Source organism: Aquitalea magnusonii (genome assembly GCF_002217795.2).
GTDB lineage: Bacteria > Pseudomonadota > Gammaproteobacteria > Burkholderiales > Chromobacteriaceae > Aquitalea > Aquitalea magnusonii_B.
The window spans coordinates 4,085,937-4,101,822 of record NZ_AP018823.1; the positions used below are offsets into that span (position 1 = coordinate 4,085,937).

Genomic DNA, 15,886 nt, shown 5'->3' on the forward strand with positions numbered 1-15,886 from the left:
CGACAGCGCAAGGCCTCAATGGCAGGTCTGCAGCGCAATACCCGGGGTCAGGCGTTTTTGCAGCGCGTGCAGACGCTCGGCCTGCTGCGCGTCCAGCGCCTTGAAGCTGAGCACCGTTGCGGCAGATTTCTGCCCCTTTTGCTCGATGGCCACCTTGTCAAAACCCGCTGCCTTCACCCGTGCCAGCATGGCCTTGGCCGCAGCCTCCTGACCGAACAAGCCAAGCGATACGCTGCCCTTGAACTCCGCGCTGTGCACAATGTAATTGTCAAAACCCTTGTCTTTCAATTCAGCCGACAGGGTCTGGGTTTCCGACTGGGTGGCCAAGGGCGGGTGATACACCCAGAACTTGCCAGTGGCCTTGAGCTCGCCCTTGCTGCTTTCCACCACTTGCTCTGGCTTCAGCTTGAGGGAGGGCAAGCCGCCCTTGACACGGCTCAGCAGCTTGGCATCCAGCGTCCCCCAGTCATAGCAGGCCAAGGCCTTGCTCGGCTCGGGCTTGATGGCTTCGGTCTTGGGCTTGTCCGCCGTTTTCTCGGTGGGCTTTTCTGGCGGTTTGTTTGGTGGTGGATTCTTTACCTCAGCCTTGGCCGTGGCTGCCGATGCCTCACTCTTGGCCGGCTTTGCCGCCGCCGGCTGCGATGCAGACTTGCCCAGGTCTTCCGGCTTCAGCGCTTCGGTTTGCGGCATGGACGCCACCACCTTCAGCGGCGCACTGGCATCGGCCTGCGGGGCGGAGGCTGGCTGCCAGTCAGGCGGCAACAGCTTGACCTGCTCAGGGCTGATTTCCTGGGCGTGCACATCGCCAGGCGGGCGTTGTTTCAACGCGCCATAACCTGCTGCTGCCAGATTGAGCACCACAATCAGTACCAGAAACCACTTCATGATTCGCACGCCACTCTCAAGAGTCCCATCAGCACAAGATTATCCACGATCGTCGCCGGTACGGCGAGTTGCGCAGCGATAGAGGCGGCATCGCCACCGGTCAGCAGCAACTGCGGCATGGCACGACCAGTGTGGTGGGCCAGTTGCCGGCACATGCGTTCGATAGCGCCGCACTGGGCGGCCAGCACGCCGCTGGCCAGCGCGTCTTCCGTGCCTTGCGGGAAGGCCGTCACCTGGCCGGGCATGCGGTCCAACTGGGCGGTGCCCTGTGCCAGGCTGCGCAACATCAGTGCCTGACCGGGCAAAATCATTCCGCCCAGATAATCGCCTTCTGCGGTGAGTGCTTCCACCGTCAACGCGGTGCCGGCGCAGGCCACCACCACATCGGCCGTACACAGGCTGCGCGCCGCCAGCACGGCCAGCCAGCGGTCGGCCCCCTGTTCGGCAGGATTGCGGTAATGATTGCGCACATCGGCAAAGCTGGCGGCAGAACGTACCCACTGCACCGCACAGGGTGTGGCCTGGGTGATGGCATCGGCCACGGCCGGATGGGCTACCGAGGCAGCATGCACGCTGCGGATGGGCCAGTTGGCCCATTGACTGGCCAGACTGGCAATCTGCGCATGCGCTACCGCACCCTGTGCCTGCCAGCCCTGGCCATCATGCACACCCCATTTCAGGCGGCTGTTGCCTGCATCCAGCAGCAGCTTCATGCGCGGCTCCGCAGGCTGACTTCCCCGGCATGGAAGATGCGCAGGCTGCCATCTGCGGTTTCCACTTGCAGCGCACCGTTTTCCGCCACGCCACGGGCAATGCCGTCCACCGGCTCGCCATGGGAAAAACTCAGCCGCACCGGTGCGTTTTCATGGCTGGAACAACGCATCCAGTCGTCGCGGAAAGCAGCAAAACCTTCACGATTGAAGGTGTCCAGCACTACGGCCAGCTCACTGAGCAACGCCGCCAGCAACTGGTTGCGACCCAGCCGGATGCCGGCTTCGGCCAGTGAGGCTACCGGCTGGTCCACCTCACCGGGTTTATCCAGATTCATGCCGATGCCGATCACCACCGCCGCCGGACCCAAGGCATCGCCGGATAGCTCGATCAGGATGCCGGCCAGCTTGCGGCCATTGAGCAGCACGTCATTGGGCCATTTGAGTTGCACCGGCACCGCCAGCCGGTGCAGGGCACGCGCCAGTGCCAGGCCCACCGCCAGCGACAGGCCGGCCAGTTCGGCCAGTCCGCGCTCAAAGCGCCACAGCAGGGAGAAGGTCAGCCCGGCACCCAGCCGGGTTTGCCAACGCCGCCCCAGCCGTCCGCGGCCTGCGGTCTGCATTTCCGCCGCCAGCACCAGGCCGTGCAGGCCACCGCTGGCAGCCCGTGCCATCAACTGGCTGTTGGTGGAGTCGGTGCGTTCGGTTACCGCCAGGGTGAAGGTTTCCGCCGCCGGCGAGTCTAATGCCTCGCGCACAAGCCCCACATCCAGCCATTCAAAGGGTTCGGCCAGCTTGTAGCCCTGGCCGCGCACACTGAATACGGTAAGGCCGAACTCCTGCTCGATGGCATGCACCGCCTGCCAGATCAGGGTGCGGGAACAGCCCAGCTCGCGCGCGATATCGGCACCGGAGTGGAAGCGGCCATCGCTGAGCTGGCGCAGTACGGCAAAAGCATGTTCGCTCACGCCTGGTCCTCGACAGCCCGGATCTTGTTGATGGTTTGCGTGGTGGAGGTGGCAAACAGGAAGGGAATGGAATGCACCTGGCCGCCACGGGCCAGGGTTTCGGCGCTGCCGACAATCTTGTCCACCGTCCAGTCTCCCCCTTTGACCAGCACATCCGGCTTGACCAGCTCAATCAGCGCGGCCGGGGTATCACTGTCAAACCAGGTGACCAGGCTGACGCTTTCCAGCGCGGCCAGTACGGCGGCACGGTTGTGCTCGTTATTGATCGGACGGTCCTCGCCCTTGCCCTGGCGCTTGACCGAGGCATCGGTATTCAGGCCCAGCACCAGGCTGGCTCCCAGCGCACGCGCTTGTGCCAGGTAGGTGACATGGCCACGATGCAGGATGTCGAAACAGCCATTGGTAAACACGATGGGGCGCGGCAAGGCGGCCAACTTGGCCGCCAGTTGTTCCGGCGGGCAGATCTTGTCTTCGAATGCAGGTGTGGGGTAGAACATGGCGGTGCCTGTAGAAGCATGACTGGCCAGCATTATACGGTAGTCCACCGTTCTGGCTGCAGCCGTCCGCGCATGTCAGCAGAAATAGCCTCACACCGCCTCACCGGCGGGGGAGGATGGTTTATTTCCAGCAGTCCGCCGTGGCATAACTGCCACTGGAACCCTTGTTGCCGAGGGAATCCAGCGTCAGCGTACCGCACTGCGCGTCTGGCGACTGGCCGTTGGCCGGTACGGCATTCACCTGGAAACCGGCCGGAGCCGTGCCGCTGGCCACGGTGATGTTGTACAGGATGGCGGTGCCGGTGGCCCCCAGCGGGCTCACCTGGGTGGCGCCGATATTGTACTGATTGTTCATGGTGTAGTAGCGCTCCTGCTCTTGCGCCACCTGCATCATCACGGTTTCGGCCTCGCTGCGATGCCCGCGCATGATGTAATTGCGATAAGACGGCAGGGCAATCGCCGCCAGAATGCCGACAATGGCCACGGTGATCATCATCTCGATCAAGGTAAAACCGCTGTTGTTTTCAGTCATCTTCTTGCTCACCAGGATTGAATGATTTCGCGCCACGACAGGCGACCATAGCTACTGCTGTACTGCGCAGCCGCGGTACAACTGATGGTGCCTGCCGAACCCACCGTGCAGATGTAACGTTGACCGTTGGCACTGGCTATCAGTGGTGTCCCGGAGGAGATACCATTGCTGAGCATGGCATTGGCCACTTGGTCAGAACTGTTCATCACCCCATTGCCCGATGTGTCGTAGATGGCGGATGTGGATGAGCCGCCGGTAGCGTAGTTCAGGCCGAACAAGGCAGTTTGGCCGCCGCTGCCGCACACGCTGGTGGAGGATGGAACAATGGCGGTGAAGTAGGCCAGGGTGTTCTGGTACAGCGTGGGCGTGGTGACTACCCGGGCATTGGTAAAGCCGCTGGCCGTCATCGGCAGGTACCAGCCATTGCAGCCGCTGGGCAGATAACTGGCCGAGCCGGAGCAGGCAGATATGCTGGAAGTGGTATTGTTGCTCAGGCTGTAATAGGTGAGTGTGCTGCCATTGCTGGTGCTGGTGGTCACCTGCGAACCGATGCTCTGCGCCAGCAGGTTGGCCGTAACGGTGGTTTTGCCGGACAAGCTGCCGTCGTCCCGGATGCCATACAGGGTCTGAGTATTGTTCTGGCTCAGGTCATTGCCGGACAGATACTGACCGGTGCCGAACAGCACCAGATAACCCCGCAGCGGATCACGGGTAATCGTGACCCCCGAGGTAATCGGCTGCAGCGTGCTGGCCGTGCATTGGGTGCCGCTGGTCTGGCCGGTGGATGTACCGGCGCAGGCAGTGAACAGCGGCGTCGTTGGTGCCGTCCAGCTACCCGGCGTGGTGGATGACAGGTCGAACTTCCACAGATTGCCGTTCAGATCGCCGGCGTACACATAGTTGACCGCACCGTTGCTGATGACAATGCCGGGAGCAGACAGCCCGTTGGGCGAGGTGTTGAGCAAGGTAGGCGTTGGCAGGTCGATACGGAAGTAATTGCCGCCCTGCGTCCAGGCGGTACCAGGCTGCTTGTCCAGATACAGCACAAACAGCGAGGCGGTGGTGCCGCTGCTCTGATTGTAGCCATTGCCGAAAATCACCACCGGCCGGCCATTGCTCAGCTTGGTAATCACCGGATTGCCAATGGTATAGCCCAGCTTGGCATCATCCTTGGCCGAAAACTCCCACAGCACATTGCTGCTGCCCAGGCTGTCGACATGGGTGACATCCAGCGCATACACGCTGCTGCCACCGGCCCCGGTAGTCCCCACCACCACCGAACGTGCTTCCGGCTTGGCCAATGCGGCACCGGTGCTGCCATACAGGAAGCACACGTCCTTGTAGAGCGGCGAGCCGTCGTTAAAGAACTGGTGAGCATAGGTGGTAGAGCTCAGATTGGGCAGACTGGGATAGATGCTGGCCGGCAAATAGGCGGCCAGCTCATTGCCCACCGTGCTGCTGCCGTAAGTGGCATTGAAAATGTGCAGGAAGCCATCGTTGGCTGCCACGGCCACCGCAGCCGGGCGGGCAAAAATGGCCGCCCTGTCGGTTGCCGGGTTGGAGAGGTTGGCGTCAAAGCTGCAGCCACTCGGATCTGCCGTCGGCACGGGAATGTACACCGGCGTCGAGTGCACCACATCGCCCATGCGATAGTTGCGGGTGCGGAACTGCGGCGAGGCGGAACTGCCTTCCTGCGTTTTGTCACCGCGCAGGTAATTGACCCGGTAAGTCCCGTAACCACCGGTATTCAAGCCAGTGTACTGGAAGCTGGTGGTGCCGGTAGGCACGTCAGTCTTGCTGCTCAGGGCCGAATACCAAGTGGTATTGAATGCCGCCCCGGTCATGGTGGTGTAGTCGTAAGTCAGTACATTGCGAGCCGTCACACTGTTGTTCAGCTGGGTTTCAAGTTTCAGCTTGGCCTGCCAGGCCGGGGTGAAGGTCAAAGATACCGCACCGCTGGTACTGGTGGTCAGGGCATAGGTATTGGCAATCAGGTCGCCGCTCCAGTCGGTGGAGTTGAATGCCGGCTGGAACACATAGCTGCTGCTGTTGAATACCCTGCTGCCGGTAAACGACCCGGTCAGCCCGGCCTGGGAGGCATTGGCCGTACCGGATACCGTGCTCAGCGCATTGGTGAGCGCGGTCACCATCGCCGCCGGGTTATTGGCTGGCGCATAGTTGGTGGGGGTACCGGTATAACCGGCGGCCGGGCTGGGGAAGACTGAAATCGAGGTGGTACCGGTGGTACCGGTGCTGGTGGAGGCCGCCGAAGCCCACTCGCTGGCTTTGTCTGGCCAGCTGTTGGCATTGGAATCGGTAAAGCCACCATACTTGGCCGCCATGAAGAAGGCATTGCACACATTGCTGCTCCAGCTAGAGCAGTTACCGACCCCCTTGTAGTTGCCGCCTTCCACCACGTCAATCATGAAGGAGCTGACACTGGCTGTTTTGGTATCGCCGGACTTGGTACGGATATTGTTGGTATTGGCCCACCAGGCCATGCCGGCGATATACGGTGGCGAGTTGCCCGAACCGGTACTGACCGTCTGATATTGCGGGCTGCTCATGCCTTCATCCGTACCCAGGTTCTTCGTCCAGGTGGCCACATTGAATGCCGTATCATCGGTAGGTACGGACGCTCCGGACCAGCTTGAGCCGGGGACATCAATATCATTGTGAGTATTGGTGTCACCGATATAGATGATGAAATTCTTCTGGCAGGAATTGAGTACCGGATCATCCCAGTCGGTAATGGCCGGAAAACCACCCTGCCAGGCCGTATTGCTGCTCAGCGTATTGGTGAAAGTGGAATAATTGCCGTAATTACGGTAATAGCGCAGCGCAGCATAGTACAGGTGCGCCGCGGGGTCATACTGCTTGTAACCGATATTGCTGGTGATGGTGTCGCCAAATTTGTTGAGGTAATTGACCACCCCGCTATTGGACACCGCCAGTGTGCTGCCATAGGTTGTCGAGGTATCGGCGGAGGAAATGGTATGTGAAACAGCATCGGTGGCATCCGGGTTCACCACGAAAGTGCCATCACTGTTCCACTCAGCCCCCAGGATATAACTGCTGCCGGAGCTGCCTGTCACCGTCTGGGAAATGCCAGGGTATTTCAGCCGTGCGCGCAAGGCACCGCCATCCTGGGTGTACTGGGTATTCACCAGATAACTGGCAGCGCCAAAGCGCATCTTGCTGCCATTGGTCTGGATCAGCCCTTCCGGCTTGTAATTGCTGCCGTATTGCTTGCAGGTATAGGGAGTGGTGCTGCCGGTTTCCACCATGCCGCTGACGCACACCTTGGTAATGGCATTATCGATTTCATAAGGCGAGCTAGGTTGCGAACTACTGCTACTGCGGTATATCGACACACTCCATGGGTGTGAGCCGCTGCCATAGTTGGGGCCATTGCTAAACCACAGATTGGTATAGGTACTGCTATATGGCGTGATCTTGGCCAAGTAATTGACACTGCTAACCGTCAATCCGGAGACAGCCTTGCCGGTGAGGTTATAACTCTGGTTCTGACCTGGCACCACGGCTGCGCGGCGCAAATAAGTTGCAGATGTTGTATCCCCGGCAGAGTAATCACTCACCAATGTTGATGCGGAGGTATTACCTGAAGAAGTAGACCATCCACCGTTTCCCAATGCCCGGTTACCCCCGGTCAGGGTGGCACGGAAGACATCAATGGCCGTCATGGTGGCCCAGTTGAGTAAATTGCCGCTCCACGCCGTGCCATCACAGGTATAGATCTGGTAGGTCTTGGCACTGTTGCCAGAGCCAGAGGTTACCGAGGTAAGGGTAGCGCTGCTATAGGGAGTGAAATAGCCGCTGCTGCCCGATCCGGTATACTTGTAACACTTGGCATAGTCGAAATAGCCCAGGAACGGCGTATTCCCCACACCGGATACGTCCAGGTCCGCCACGCTGCTGATGGAGGTCTTGGTATTGAATGCCGAACCCGCGGTCGGAAACTCAACCGACAACGCAAACATCACGTTCGGTCCATAAGACGAACCGATACCGGCCAGCGGCAAGGAACTGATGGAGACGGTGGACGCAGCCAGCGCCAGCGGAATCCAGCACAGCAAGAGCAGCAGGCCAAGCATGGATGATCTGTTTTTCATTACCCCCTCCACTTACTGCGCCGGACGGTAGATGGATTCCATCACCGTCACGATATTGCTGTTAAAACCAAAGCCCCAGCCGGTAATCCGGTAGATATAACTTTCCGTGCTCAGGTCACTGCCGGCCGCCTGGTCCGGAATAGCCTCGATGGCATAACGCGGCGCGCGCAAGCTGTAACTGCCCAGGCTGCCGCCGTTCCATGCCGTGGAGGGCACGGTGGCCACCGTGGTAGGAGAAGTGGCAATTGCCGCCGATGCCAGCAGCACGCTCATCGGCCCACTAGCGTAGTTGGAACACAGGCCGGTGGATGCGGTATTGGGGCAGCTATTGAATCCAAGATTACTGCTGATGACACCACTGGCAATCTGCCCTTCGGCATAACGCAGGGCAGCCTCGGCAGCCTCACGCGCCACCAGGCCATCCCGCCCGGCACGCGCCAGACGCTCCTCCTGCTTGGACGAGTAAAAGGCCGTCAGGCCAATCAGCATCATGGCTACCAGCAGCACCAGTGCGATCACCAGCGCGGCGCCACGCTGCAAGGAATGGTTCAATGTTCGGCGCATCACGACATCCTGTTGCGCAAGACAAAGGTGGAGTCATACAGCCGGCGCGCCCAGCAGGGGTTGCTGACGCTGCACGCCACCGTGCCGGAAGCCAGCGGTGCCACCCAGGAGTTATCGCCAGACCCCACCGTCGCCCCATAGCTGGCACCAAACATATTGAAGGTGGTCGTACTGGCACGAGTCTGGTTGTATACCGGGTCCTGACGCGCCAGCAGCACCACCCGCACGGCGTACACCTTGCTCATGCTGATGGAACTGCCGGGAGGGACATAATAGTCAGGCACGCCGTCACTGCCACTATCCACCCCCAGCAACACCCCGATACGCTCGATGTTCTCCGCCACCACCCCGGAAGAAACCAGGCTGCTGGTCAACGAGCTGGACAAGGCATTGCCGTTGATATCGGTCCAGCTCACATTGCACATCAACTGTGGCCGTATCACCTGCGGATTGCTGCCGGTCCCCACCCCTTGCACCTTGATATAGAACGTGTTGGTTACAATCACATTGCTGGCTGCCGGGGTGGGATTGCCCAGGCAGTCCGGCATGCCGGTATAGGAAGCAGCCTGCGGACCAGTGATATAGCTGATGCTCAAGGTATCGCTGTTCTGCCCCATGGCACTCAGGCTGGCACTGCTACCGTTGCTCAGGGTAAAACTGGTGGAAGCACTGGCAATGGCCACCCCGGCAGAGGCGACAAGGCTGATCTGGGAATAAGCATCCGACCCTGCACTCCCCGAAGCCGCTGCATTGTTGATGTGACGGCAGGGAATCACCCAGTTGCCACTGGCATCCGTGTTGCTGTAGGAGGCTTCATCGCAATAACCGGACTGTTTCAACAAGCGACCGATCACTGCCAGGCCTATCCGGCCATTGTCGGTCATCAAGGCATTGCCCGACTGCGCCGTCAGCGTCTGCTGGTTGGCAATGAAAATATTGCTGACAGCCAGCAGAATAAAAAGGGAAATGGTGATCGATACCATCAGCTCCAGCATGGTAAAGCCGGCTTGTGAGCCTTGAGCAGAACGGGCCGCACGGACAGAATGCTTGATCATGGCTTCACCAATACCGACATGGATGCAGTAGCCACCTGGGAGGCCACACTGGTAGCCCGCTCCTGCCAACGGACCTGCACCTGGTAGCCAAATACCACACTGCCACTGGATACCTTGCTCACCGACACCGTCGGGTTGGTAAGGCCGCTGCTGGCGGCAATGGTCTGGATCTCGCTCAGATCAAATGCCGCCCGGTTGGTGGCTGTCGTAGAAGGGCAATTGGTGGTGGCGGAATAGCAATTCCCGCTATAGCTGCCTGATGCAGTGGAATAATCGGCATTCGGATTAGCCCGCATCCGATCAGCCAGTTGCTCGGCCACCAGTGCCGCCTGCTGACGGCCACTGCTGCTACTGGAATAACGCAGATTGTTCAGCTGCAAAGCCGCCACCCCCAGCAGGCCGATGGCCACGATCACCAGCACGACCAGAACCTCGATCATCGTCACGCCGGCCTCCTGCCTGACTGGCATCCTGCGCGGAAAAGTCATGGACAGGTCCCCAGATTCAGTTGTTGCGGACGCCCGTTGGACAGGATATTCACTTGCTGTGCCATGGTGGAACTCTTGCCAGTCACATCACAAATGGCAATCTTGGTCGCCGTGGTGGCAGCAGACCCGCCAGTACCGGTTGCCTGCAAGCGCAGCTGGCCTCCAGGCAAATATTGAAGTGCCGTGGTGGAACTCGGCGTCACCGTGACATAAAGCGACGAAGGAATGGCACCGTGTACCACCAGCACACCAGAGGCCGTTGGGCTGCCAGTGCGCTGAAAATCCACAAACGACACCCAGCCGGAACTCCAGCTACTTGCATCACAGCTAGCCACCCCGCCACTGGCGACACCGGTAGAGGCGCACACCACTACCGGCACACCCATACGCATGGCATTGCTGCGGGCATTCAGCAAGGTCATGTTGATATCGGTGGCGGCCTGCTTGATCCGGTTCTCCGTCACAAACTGCGACATCGAAGGCACGGCGATTGCCAGCAAGATGGCAAACACCGCCATCACCACGACAACCTCAATCAAGGTAAAGCCACGTAGCTGGCGCATCACAGCCATCACATGTCTCAGGAAATTTTTACTTCTTCATCGTAATTGATCGTAAAAATCACTATGAAATTTCTGACAATCGACATGTTTTAGCTGACTAGCGGCTATTGCCCCGTGGCTTTCTTAGCGGCGAGGGCTTAGCTGGAGAGACATCAGGAAAGGGAAGAAGGAAGGAAGGGAAGCACCGCAAATGTGCAGTCGCAGGGCATGCCCGCACCACAAAGCACAAAGCCCAGCTCGATTGAGCTGGGCTTCTGTAAGGGGAGTCTGGCAGTGTCCTACTTTCACATGGCGAATGCCACACTATCATCGGCGCTAAGGCGTTTCACGGTCCTGTTCGGGATGGGAAGGCGTGGGACCACCTCGCTATGGCCACCAGACATAAACTGTCAACAAACTTGAAGAAGCTTTGTCATCCAGACTTCGTCTGAATCACTGAATTAATTAGGTATCTTATCTTGGATCTTTGATCGCGTCGCACATTCACTATCCATCCGGTCTCGGTTTCCCAAGCCACTCAAATGATAGGATCAAGCCTCACGAGCAATTAGTATCGGTTAGCTTAACGCCTCACAGCGCTTCCACACCCGACCTATCAACGTCCTGGTCTCGAACGACTCTTCAGGAGGGTCTAGCCCTCAGGGAAGTCTCATCTTCAGGCGAGTTTCGCGCTTAGATGCTTTCAGCGCTTATCTCTTCCGAACTTAGCTACCCGGCAATGCCACTGGCGTGACAACCGGTACACCAGAGGTTCGTCCACTCCGGTCCTCTCGTACTAGGAGCAGCCCCCGTCAAACTTCCAACGCCCACTGCAGATAGGGACCAAACTGTCTCACGACGTTTTGAACCCAGCTCACGTACCACTTTAAATGGCGAACAGCCATACCCTTGGGACCGGCTACAGCCCCAGGATGTGATGAGCCGACATCGAGGTGCCAAACACCGCCGTCGATGTGAACTCTTGGGCGGTATCAGCCTGTTATCCCCGGAGTACCTTTTATCCGTTGAGCGATGGCCCTTCCATTCAGAACCACCGGATCACTATGTCCTGCTTTCGCACCTGCTCGACTTGTCGGTCTCGCAGTTAAGCTACCTTTTGCCATTGCACTATCAGCACGATTTCCGACCGTACCTAGGTAACCTTCGAACTCCTCCGTTACACTTTGGGAGGAGACCGCCCCAGTCAAACTGCCTACCATGCACTGTCCCCGATCCGGATAACGGACCAAGGTTAGAACCTCAAAGGGGTCAGGGTGGTATTTCAAGGTCGGCTCCACAGGAACTAGCGTCCCTGCTTCAAAGCCTCCCACCTATCCTACACAAACCACTTCAAAGTCCAATGCAAAGCTACAGTAAAGGTTCACGGGGTCTTTCCGTCTAGCAGCGGGGAGATTGCATCTTCACAAACACTTCAACTTCGCTGAGTCTCAGGAGGAGACAGTGTGGCCATCGTTACGCCATTCGTGCGGGTCGGAACTTACCCGACAAGGAATTTCGCTACCTTAGGACCGTTATAGTTACGGCCGCCGTTTACTGGGGCTTCGATCAAGAGCTTGCACCCCATCACTTAACCTTCCAGCACCGGGCAGGCGTCACACCGTATACGTCCACTTTCGTGTTGGCACAGTGCTGTGTTTTTGATAAACAGTCGCAGCCACCGATTCTCTGCGACCTGTCGTAGCTCCCACCGCAGGGTGTTCACCACAACAGGCATACCTTCTCCCGAAGTTACGGTATCAATTTGCCGAGTTCCTTCTCCTGAGTTCTCTCAAGCGCCTTAGAATTCTCATCCTGCCCACCTGTGTCGGTTTGCGGTACGGTTCTTGTGTAGCTGAAGCTTAGTGGCTTTTCCTGGAAGCGTGGTATCAGTCACTTCAGGTCCGTAGACCCTCGTTATCACTTCTCGGCGTTAAAGAAGGGCGGATTTGCCTACCCTTCACGCCTACCGGCTTGAACGACCTATTCCAACAGGCCGCTGACCTAACCTTCTCCGTCCCCACATCGCACTACACAAAAGTACGGGAATTTTAACCCGTTTCCCATCGACTACGCTTTTCAGCCTCGCCTTAGGGGCCGACTCACCCTACGCCGATGAACGTTGCGTAGGAAACCTTGGGCTTTCGGCGAGCGGGCTTTTCACCCGCTTTATCGCTACTCATGTCAGCATTCGCACTTCTGATATCTCCAGCATCCCTTACGAGACACCTTCACAGACCTACAGAACGCTCCCCTACCATCTGCACTTACGTGCAAATCCGCAGCTTCGGTTATCAGTTTGAGCCCCGTTACATCTTCCGCGCAGGACGACTCGACCAGTGAGCTATTACGCTTTCTTTAAATGATGGCTGCTTCTAAGCCAACATCCTGGCTGTCTGGGCCTTCCCACTTCGTTTACCACTTAACTGATCATTTGGGACCTTAGCTGGCGGTCTGGGTTGTTTCCCTCTTGACGATGGACGTTAGCACCCACCGTCTGTCTCCCATGCTCGCACTTTCCGGTATTCAGAGTTTGCCATGGTTTGGTAAATCGCAATGACCCCCTAGCCATAACAGTGCTTTACCCCCGGAAGTGATACATGAGGCACTACCTAAATAGTTTTCGGGGAGAACCAGCTATCTCCGAGTTTGTTTAGCCTTTCACCCCTATCCACAGCTCATCCCCTAGTTTTGCAACACTAGTGGGTTCGGACCTCCAGTGCGTGTTACCGCACCTTCATCCTGGCCATGGATAGATCACTCGGTTTCGGGTCTACGCCCAGCAACTAAAGCGCCCTATTCGGACTCGGTTTCCCTACGCCTCCCCTATGCGGTTAAGCTTGCTACTGAACGTAAGTCGCTGACCCATTATACAAAAGGTACGCAGTCACCCCTTGCGAGGCTCCCACTGTTTGTATGCATCCGGTTTCAGGTTCTATTTCACTCCCCTCCCGGGGTTCTTTTCGCCTTTCCCTCACGGTACTGGTTCACTATCGGTCGATCACGAGTATTTAGCCTTGGAGGATGGTCCCCCCATCTTCAGACAGGATTTCGCGTGTCCCGCCCTACTTTTCGTATGCTCAGTACCAAGAATGAAATTTCGTGTACGGGGCTATCACCCACTATGGCGGACATTTCCAGGTCCTTCCACTATCTCAATCTCTATCACATACAGGCTATTCCGCGTTCGCTCGCCACTACTGACGGAATCTCGGTTGATTTCTTTTCCTCGAGTTACTTAGATGTTTCAGTTCACTCGGTTCGCTTCCACAGACCTATGTATTCAGTCTGGGATACCCTTGCGGGTGGGTTTCCCCATTCGGATATCGCGGGATCAAAGCTCTATTGCCAGCTCCCCCGCGCTTTTCGCAGGCTTACACGTCCTTCATCGCCTGTGATCGCCAAGGCATCCACCAGATGCACTTAGTCGCTTGACCCTATCATTTCAGTAACCTGAGTTACCAATCCGACAGGATTGTGTTTGTGCGACATGTCACACCGCCCCTTTTGTGATGGCGACATGACATTAGATACAATCAAATTCCCAAGATGACGATTTGTCCTGCATGCAGAGTTAACTTCATGCATTTCATTTCGCCGTCTAATTAATTCGGCTTCTTCAGTTTGTTAAAGATCGGGCGTTCGACCTTGCGGTCAATTCAACGCAAACAAAAAGATACCCGGAAACAACGTTTCCAGATGCGTTTTTGTTTGAGTTGAGGTGGTGGAGGATGACGGGATCGAACCGACGACCCCCTGCTTGCAAAGCAGGTGCTCTCCCAACTGAGCTAATCCCCCAAACTGGTGGGTCTGGAAGGACTCGAACCTTCGACCCCTGCGTTATCAACACAGTGCTCTAACCAGCTGAGCTACAAACCCAGTCAAACCCTTAAAATCTCGAATAACCGATAGGCTGTGAATACTTGACGATCGCCTTCTCTAGAAAGGAGGTGATCCAGCCGCAGGTTCCCCTACGGCTACCTTGTTACGACTTCACCCCAGTCATGAATCCCACCGTGGTAAGCGGCCTCCTTACGGTTAGCCTACCCACTTCTGGTGAAACTCACTCCCATGGTGTGACGGGCGGTGTGTACAAGACCCGGGAACGTATTCACCGCAGCATGCTGATCTGCGATTACTAGCGATTCCGACTTCACGCACTCGAGTTGCAGAGTGCGATCCGGACTACGATCGGTTTTATGAGATTGGCTCCACCTCGCGGCTTGGCTACCCTCTGTACCGACCATTGTATGACGTGTGAAGCCCTGGTCATAAGGGCCATGAGGACTTGACGTCATCCCCACCTTCCTCCGGTTTGTCACCGGCAGTCCCATTAGAGTGCTCAACTAAATGGTAGCAACTAATGGCAAGGGTTGCGCTCGTTGCGGGACTTAACCCAACATCTCACGACACGAGCTGACGACAGCCATGCAGCACCTGTGTTACAGCTCCCTTTCGGGCACCAATCCATCTCTGGAAAGTTCTGTACATGTCAAGACCAGGTAAGGTTTTTCGCGTTGCATCGAATTAATCCACATCATCCACCGCTTGTGCGGGTCCCCGTCAATTCCTTTGAGTTTTAACCTTGCGGCCGTACTCCCCAGGCGGTCAACTTCTCGCGTTAGCTACGCTACCAAGGATTCAAACCCCCAACAGCTAGTTGACATCGTTTAGGGCGTGGACTACCAGGGTATCTAATCCTGTTTGCTCCCCACGCTTTCGTGCATGAGCGTCAGTGTCATCCCAGGGGGCTGCCTTCGCCATCGGTATTCCTCCGCATCTCTACGCATTTCACTGCTACACGCGGAATTCTACCCCCCTCTGACGCACTCTAGCTGTGCAGTCTCCAATGCAGTTCCCAGGTTAAGCCCGGGGCTTTCACATCAGACTTACACAACCGCCTGCGCACGCTTTACGCCCAGTAATTCCGATTAACGCTTGCACCCTACGTATTACCGCGGCTGCTGGCACGTAGTTAGCCGGTGCTTATTCTTCAGGTACTGTCATCCCCCAGCGATATTAGCGCTAGGAATTTCCTCCCTGACAAAAGTCCTTTACAACCCGAAGGCCTTCTTCAGACACGCGGCATGGCTGGATCAGGCTTGCGCCCATTGTCCAAAATTCCCCACTGCTGCCTCCCGTAGGAGTCTGGGCCGTGTCTCAGTCCCAGTGTGGCGGATCATCCTCTCAGACCCGCTACTGATCGATGCCTTGGTGAGCCTTTACCTCACCAACTAGCTAATCAGACGTCGGCCGCTCAAATAGCGCAAGGTCTTGCGATCCCCTGCTTTCCTTCTCAAAGCGTATGCGGTATTAGCTATCCTTTCGGATAGTTATCCCCCACTACTCGGCACGTTCCGACGCATTACTCACCCGTTCGCCACTCGTCAGCGGAGCAAGCTCCCTGTTACCGTTCGACTTGCATGTGTAAAGCATGCCGCCAGCGTTCAATCTGAGCCAGGATCAAACTCTTCAGTTCAATCTCATAGCAAATTTTCTGGCACGCAAGATCAAA

The 15,886-nt window shown here is 57.3% G+C and carries 10 protein-coding genes, 2 tRNA genes and 3 rRNA genes; all 15 read right to left on the minus strand.

Annotated elements, in window-relative coordinates:
* Positions 1–15: 15 nt before the first annotated feature.
* The 15 genes from DLM_RS19140 to DLM_RS19210 all read right to left on the minus strand — a co-directional run bounded on the left by DLM_RS19140 (position 16) and on the right by DLM_RS19210 (position 15,850).
* On the minus strand, positions 16–885 hold the full coding sequence (locus DLM_RS19140) for an SPOR domain-containing protein (RefSeq protein WP_089082529.1): 870 nt from the start codon (positions 883–885) through the stop codon (positions 16–18).
* Positions 882–1,598, minus strand: a complete 717-nt coding sequence (locus tag DLM_RS19145; protein ID WP_089082528.1) for a type III pantothenate kinase — start codon at positions 1,596–1,598, stop codon at positions 882–884. Before DLM_RS19145 ends, DLM_RS19140 begins: the two co-directional genes overlap by 4 nt.
* Positions 1,595–2,563 (minus strand): biotin--[acetyl-CoA-carboxylase] ligase, encoded by a 969-nt coding sequence (locus DLM_RS19150; protein WP_089082527.1) that lies wholly within the window; start codon positions 2,561–2,563, stop codon positions 1,595–1,597. The genes DLM_RS19145 and DLM_RS19150 overlap by 4 nt, the downstream gene beginning before the upstream one ends.
* Entirely contained in the window at positions 2,560–3,060 is a 501-nt protein-coding gene (gene rfaE2 / locus DLM_RS19155; protein ID WP_089082619.1) for a D-glycero-beta-D-manno-heptose 1-phosphate adenylyltransferase, read from the minus strand. Before rfaE2 ends, DLM_RS19150 begins: the two co-directional genes overlap by 4 nt.
* Positions 3,061–3,181: 121 nt before the next feature.
* Positions 3,182–3,592: a type IV pilin protein gene (locus DLM_RS19160; RefSeq protein ID WP_089082618.1), complete on the minus strand. Its 411-nt coding sequence runs from the start codon at positions 3,590–3,592 to the stop codon at positions 3,182–3,184.
* Between the two features lie 8 nt (positions 3,593–3,600).
* On the minus strand, positions 3,601–7,725 hold the full coding sequence (locus DLM_RS19165; RefSeq protein WP_089082526.1) for a pilus assembly protein: 4,125 nt from the start codon (positions 7,723–7,725) through the stop codon (positions 3,601–3,603).
* A 12-nt stretch (positions 7,726–7,737) separates the two neighbouring features.
* The gene (locus DLM_RS19170) at positions 7,738–8,289 is read right to left on the minus strand and encodes a pilus assembly PilX family protein (RefSeq protein ID WP_089082525.1); all 552 of its coding nucleotides are present in this window, start codon (positions 8,287–8,289) and stop codon (positions 7,738–7,740) included.
* Positions 8,289–9,344, minus strand: a complete 1,056-nt coding sequence (locus DLM_RS19175) for a PilW family protein (RefSeq protein ID WP_089082524.1) — start codon at positions 9,342–9,344, stop codon at positions 8,289–8,291. Before DLM_RS19175 ends, DLM_RS19170 begins: the two co-directional genes overlap by 1 nt.
* The gene (gene pilV / locus DLM_RS19180) at positions 9,341–9,784 is read right to left on the minus strand and encodes a type IV pilus modification protein PilV (RefSeq protein ID WP_231960282.1); all 444 of its coding nucleotides are present in this window, start codon (positions 9,782–9,784) and stop codon (positions 9,341–9,343) included. Before pilV ends, DLM_RS19175 begins: the two co-directional genes overlap by 4 nt.
* A 44-nt stretch (positions 9,785–9,828) precedes the next feature.
* Entirely contained in the window at positions 9,829–10,404 is a 576-nt protein-coding gene (locus DLM_RS19185) for a GspH/FimT family pseudopilin (protein ID WP_089082617.1), read from the minus strand.
* Between the two features lie 256 nt (positions 10,405–10,660).
* Positions 10,661–10,775: ribosomal RNA gene (gene rrf / locus DLM_RS19190) — 5S ribosomal RNA — on the minus strand.
* 146 nt (positions 10,776–10,921) lie between these two features.
* Positions 10,922–13,808 (minus strand): 23S ribosomal RNA (locus tag DLM_RS19195).
* Between the two features lie 285 nt (positions 13,809–14,093).
* Positions 14,094–14,169 (minus strand) — tRNA-Ala (locus DLM_RS19200).
* A gap of 4 nt (positions 14,170–14,173) precedes the next feature.
* Positions 14,174–14,250 (minus strand) — tRNA-Ile (locus DLM_RS19205).
* A gap of 64 nt (positions 14,251–14,314) precedes the next feature.
* Positions 14,315–15,850, minus strand: a 16S ribosomal RNA gene (locus DLM_RS19210).
* Together the 16S, 23S and 5S rRNA genes with 2 tRNA genes alongside form the textbook arrangement of a ribosomal RNA operon.
* Positions 15,851–15,886: the final 36 nt, after the last annotated feature.

Bases quoted from the DNA above. Each gene is read 5' to 3' on its own strand.
- rfaE2 (WP_089082619.1), bottom strand. From the start codon at position 3,060: ATGTTCTACCCCACACCTGCATTCGAAGACAAGATCTGCCCGCCGGAA.
- DLM_RS19145 (WP_089082528.1), bottom strand. From the start codon at position 1,598: ATGAAGCTGCTGCTGGATGCAGGCAACAGCCGCCTGAAATGGGGTGTG.
- DLM_RS19160 (WP_089082618.1), bottom strand. From the start codon at position 3,592: ATGACTGAAAACAACAGCGGTTTTACCTTGATCGAGATGATGATCACC.
- DLM_RS19140 (WP_089082529.1), bottom strand. From the start codon at position 885: ATGAAGTGGTTTCTGGTACTGATTGTGGTGCTCAATCTGGCAGCAGCA.
- DLM_RS19185 (WP_089082617.1), bottom strand. From the start codon at position 10,404: ATGGCTGTGATGCGCCAGCTACGTGGCTTTACCTTGATTGAGGTTGTC.
- DLM_RS19175 (WP_089082524.1), bottom strand. From the start codon at position 9,344: ATGATCAAGCATTCTGTCCGTGCGGCCCGTTCTGCTCAAGGCTCACAA.
- pilV (WP_231960282.1), bottom strand. From the start codon at position 9,784: ATGATCGAGGTTCTGGTCGTGCTGGTGATCGTGGCCATCGGCCTGCTG.
- DLM_RS19170 (WP_089082525.1), bottom strand. From the start codon at position 8,289: ATGCGCCGAACATTGAACCATTCCTTGCAGCGTGGCGCCGCGCTGGTG.
- DLM_RS19165 (WP_089082526.1), bottom strand. From the start codon at position 7,725: ATGAAAAACAGATCATCCATGCTTGGCCTGCTGCTCTTGCTGTGCTGG.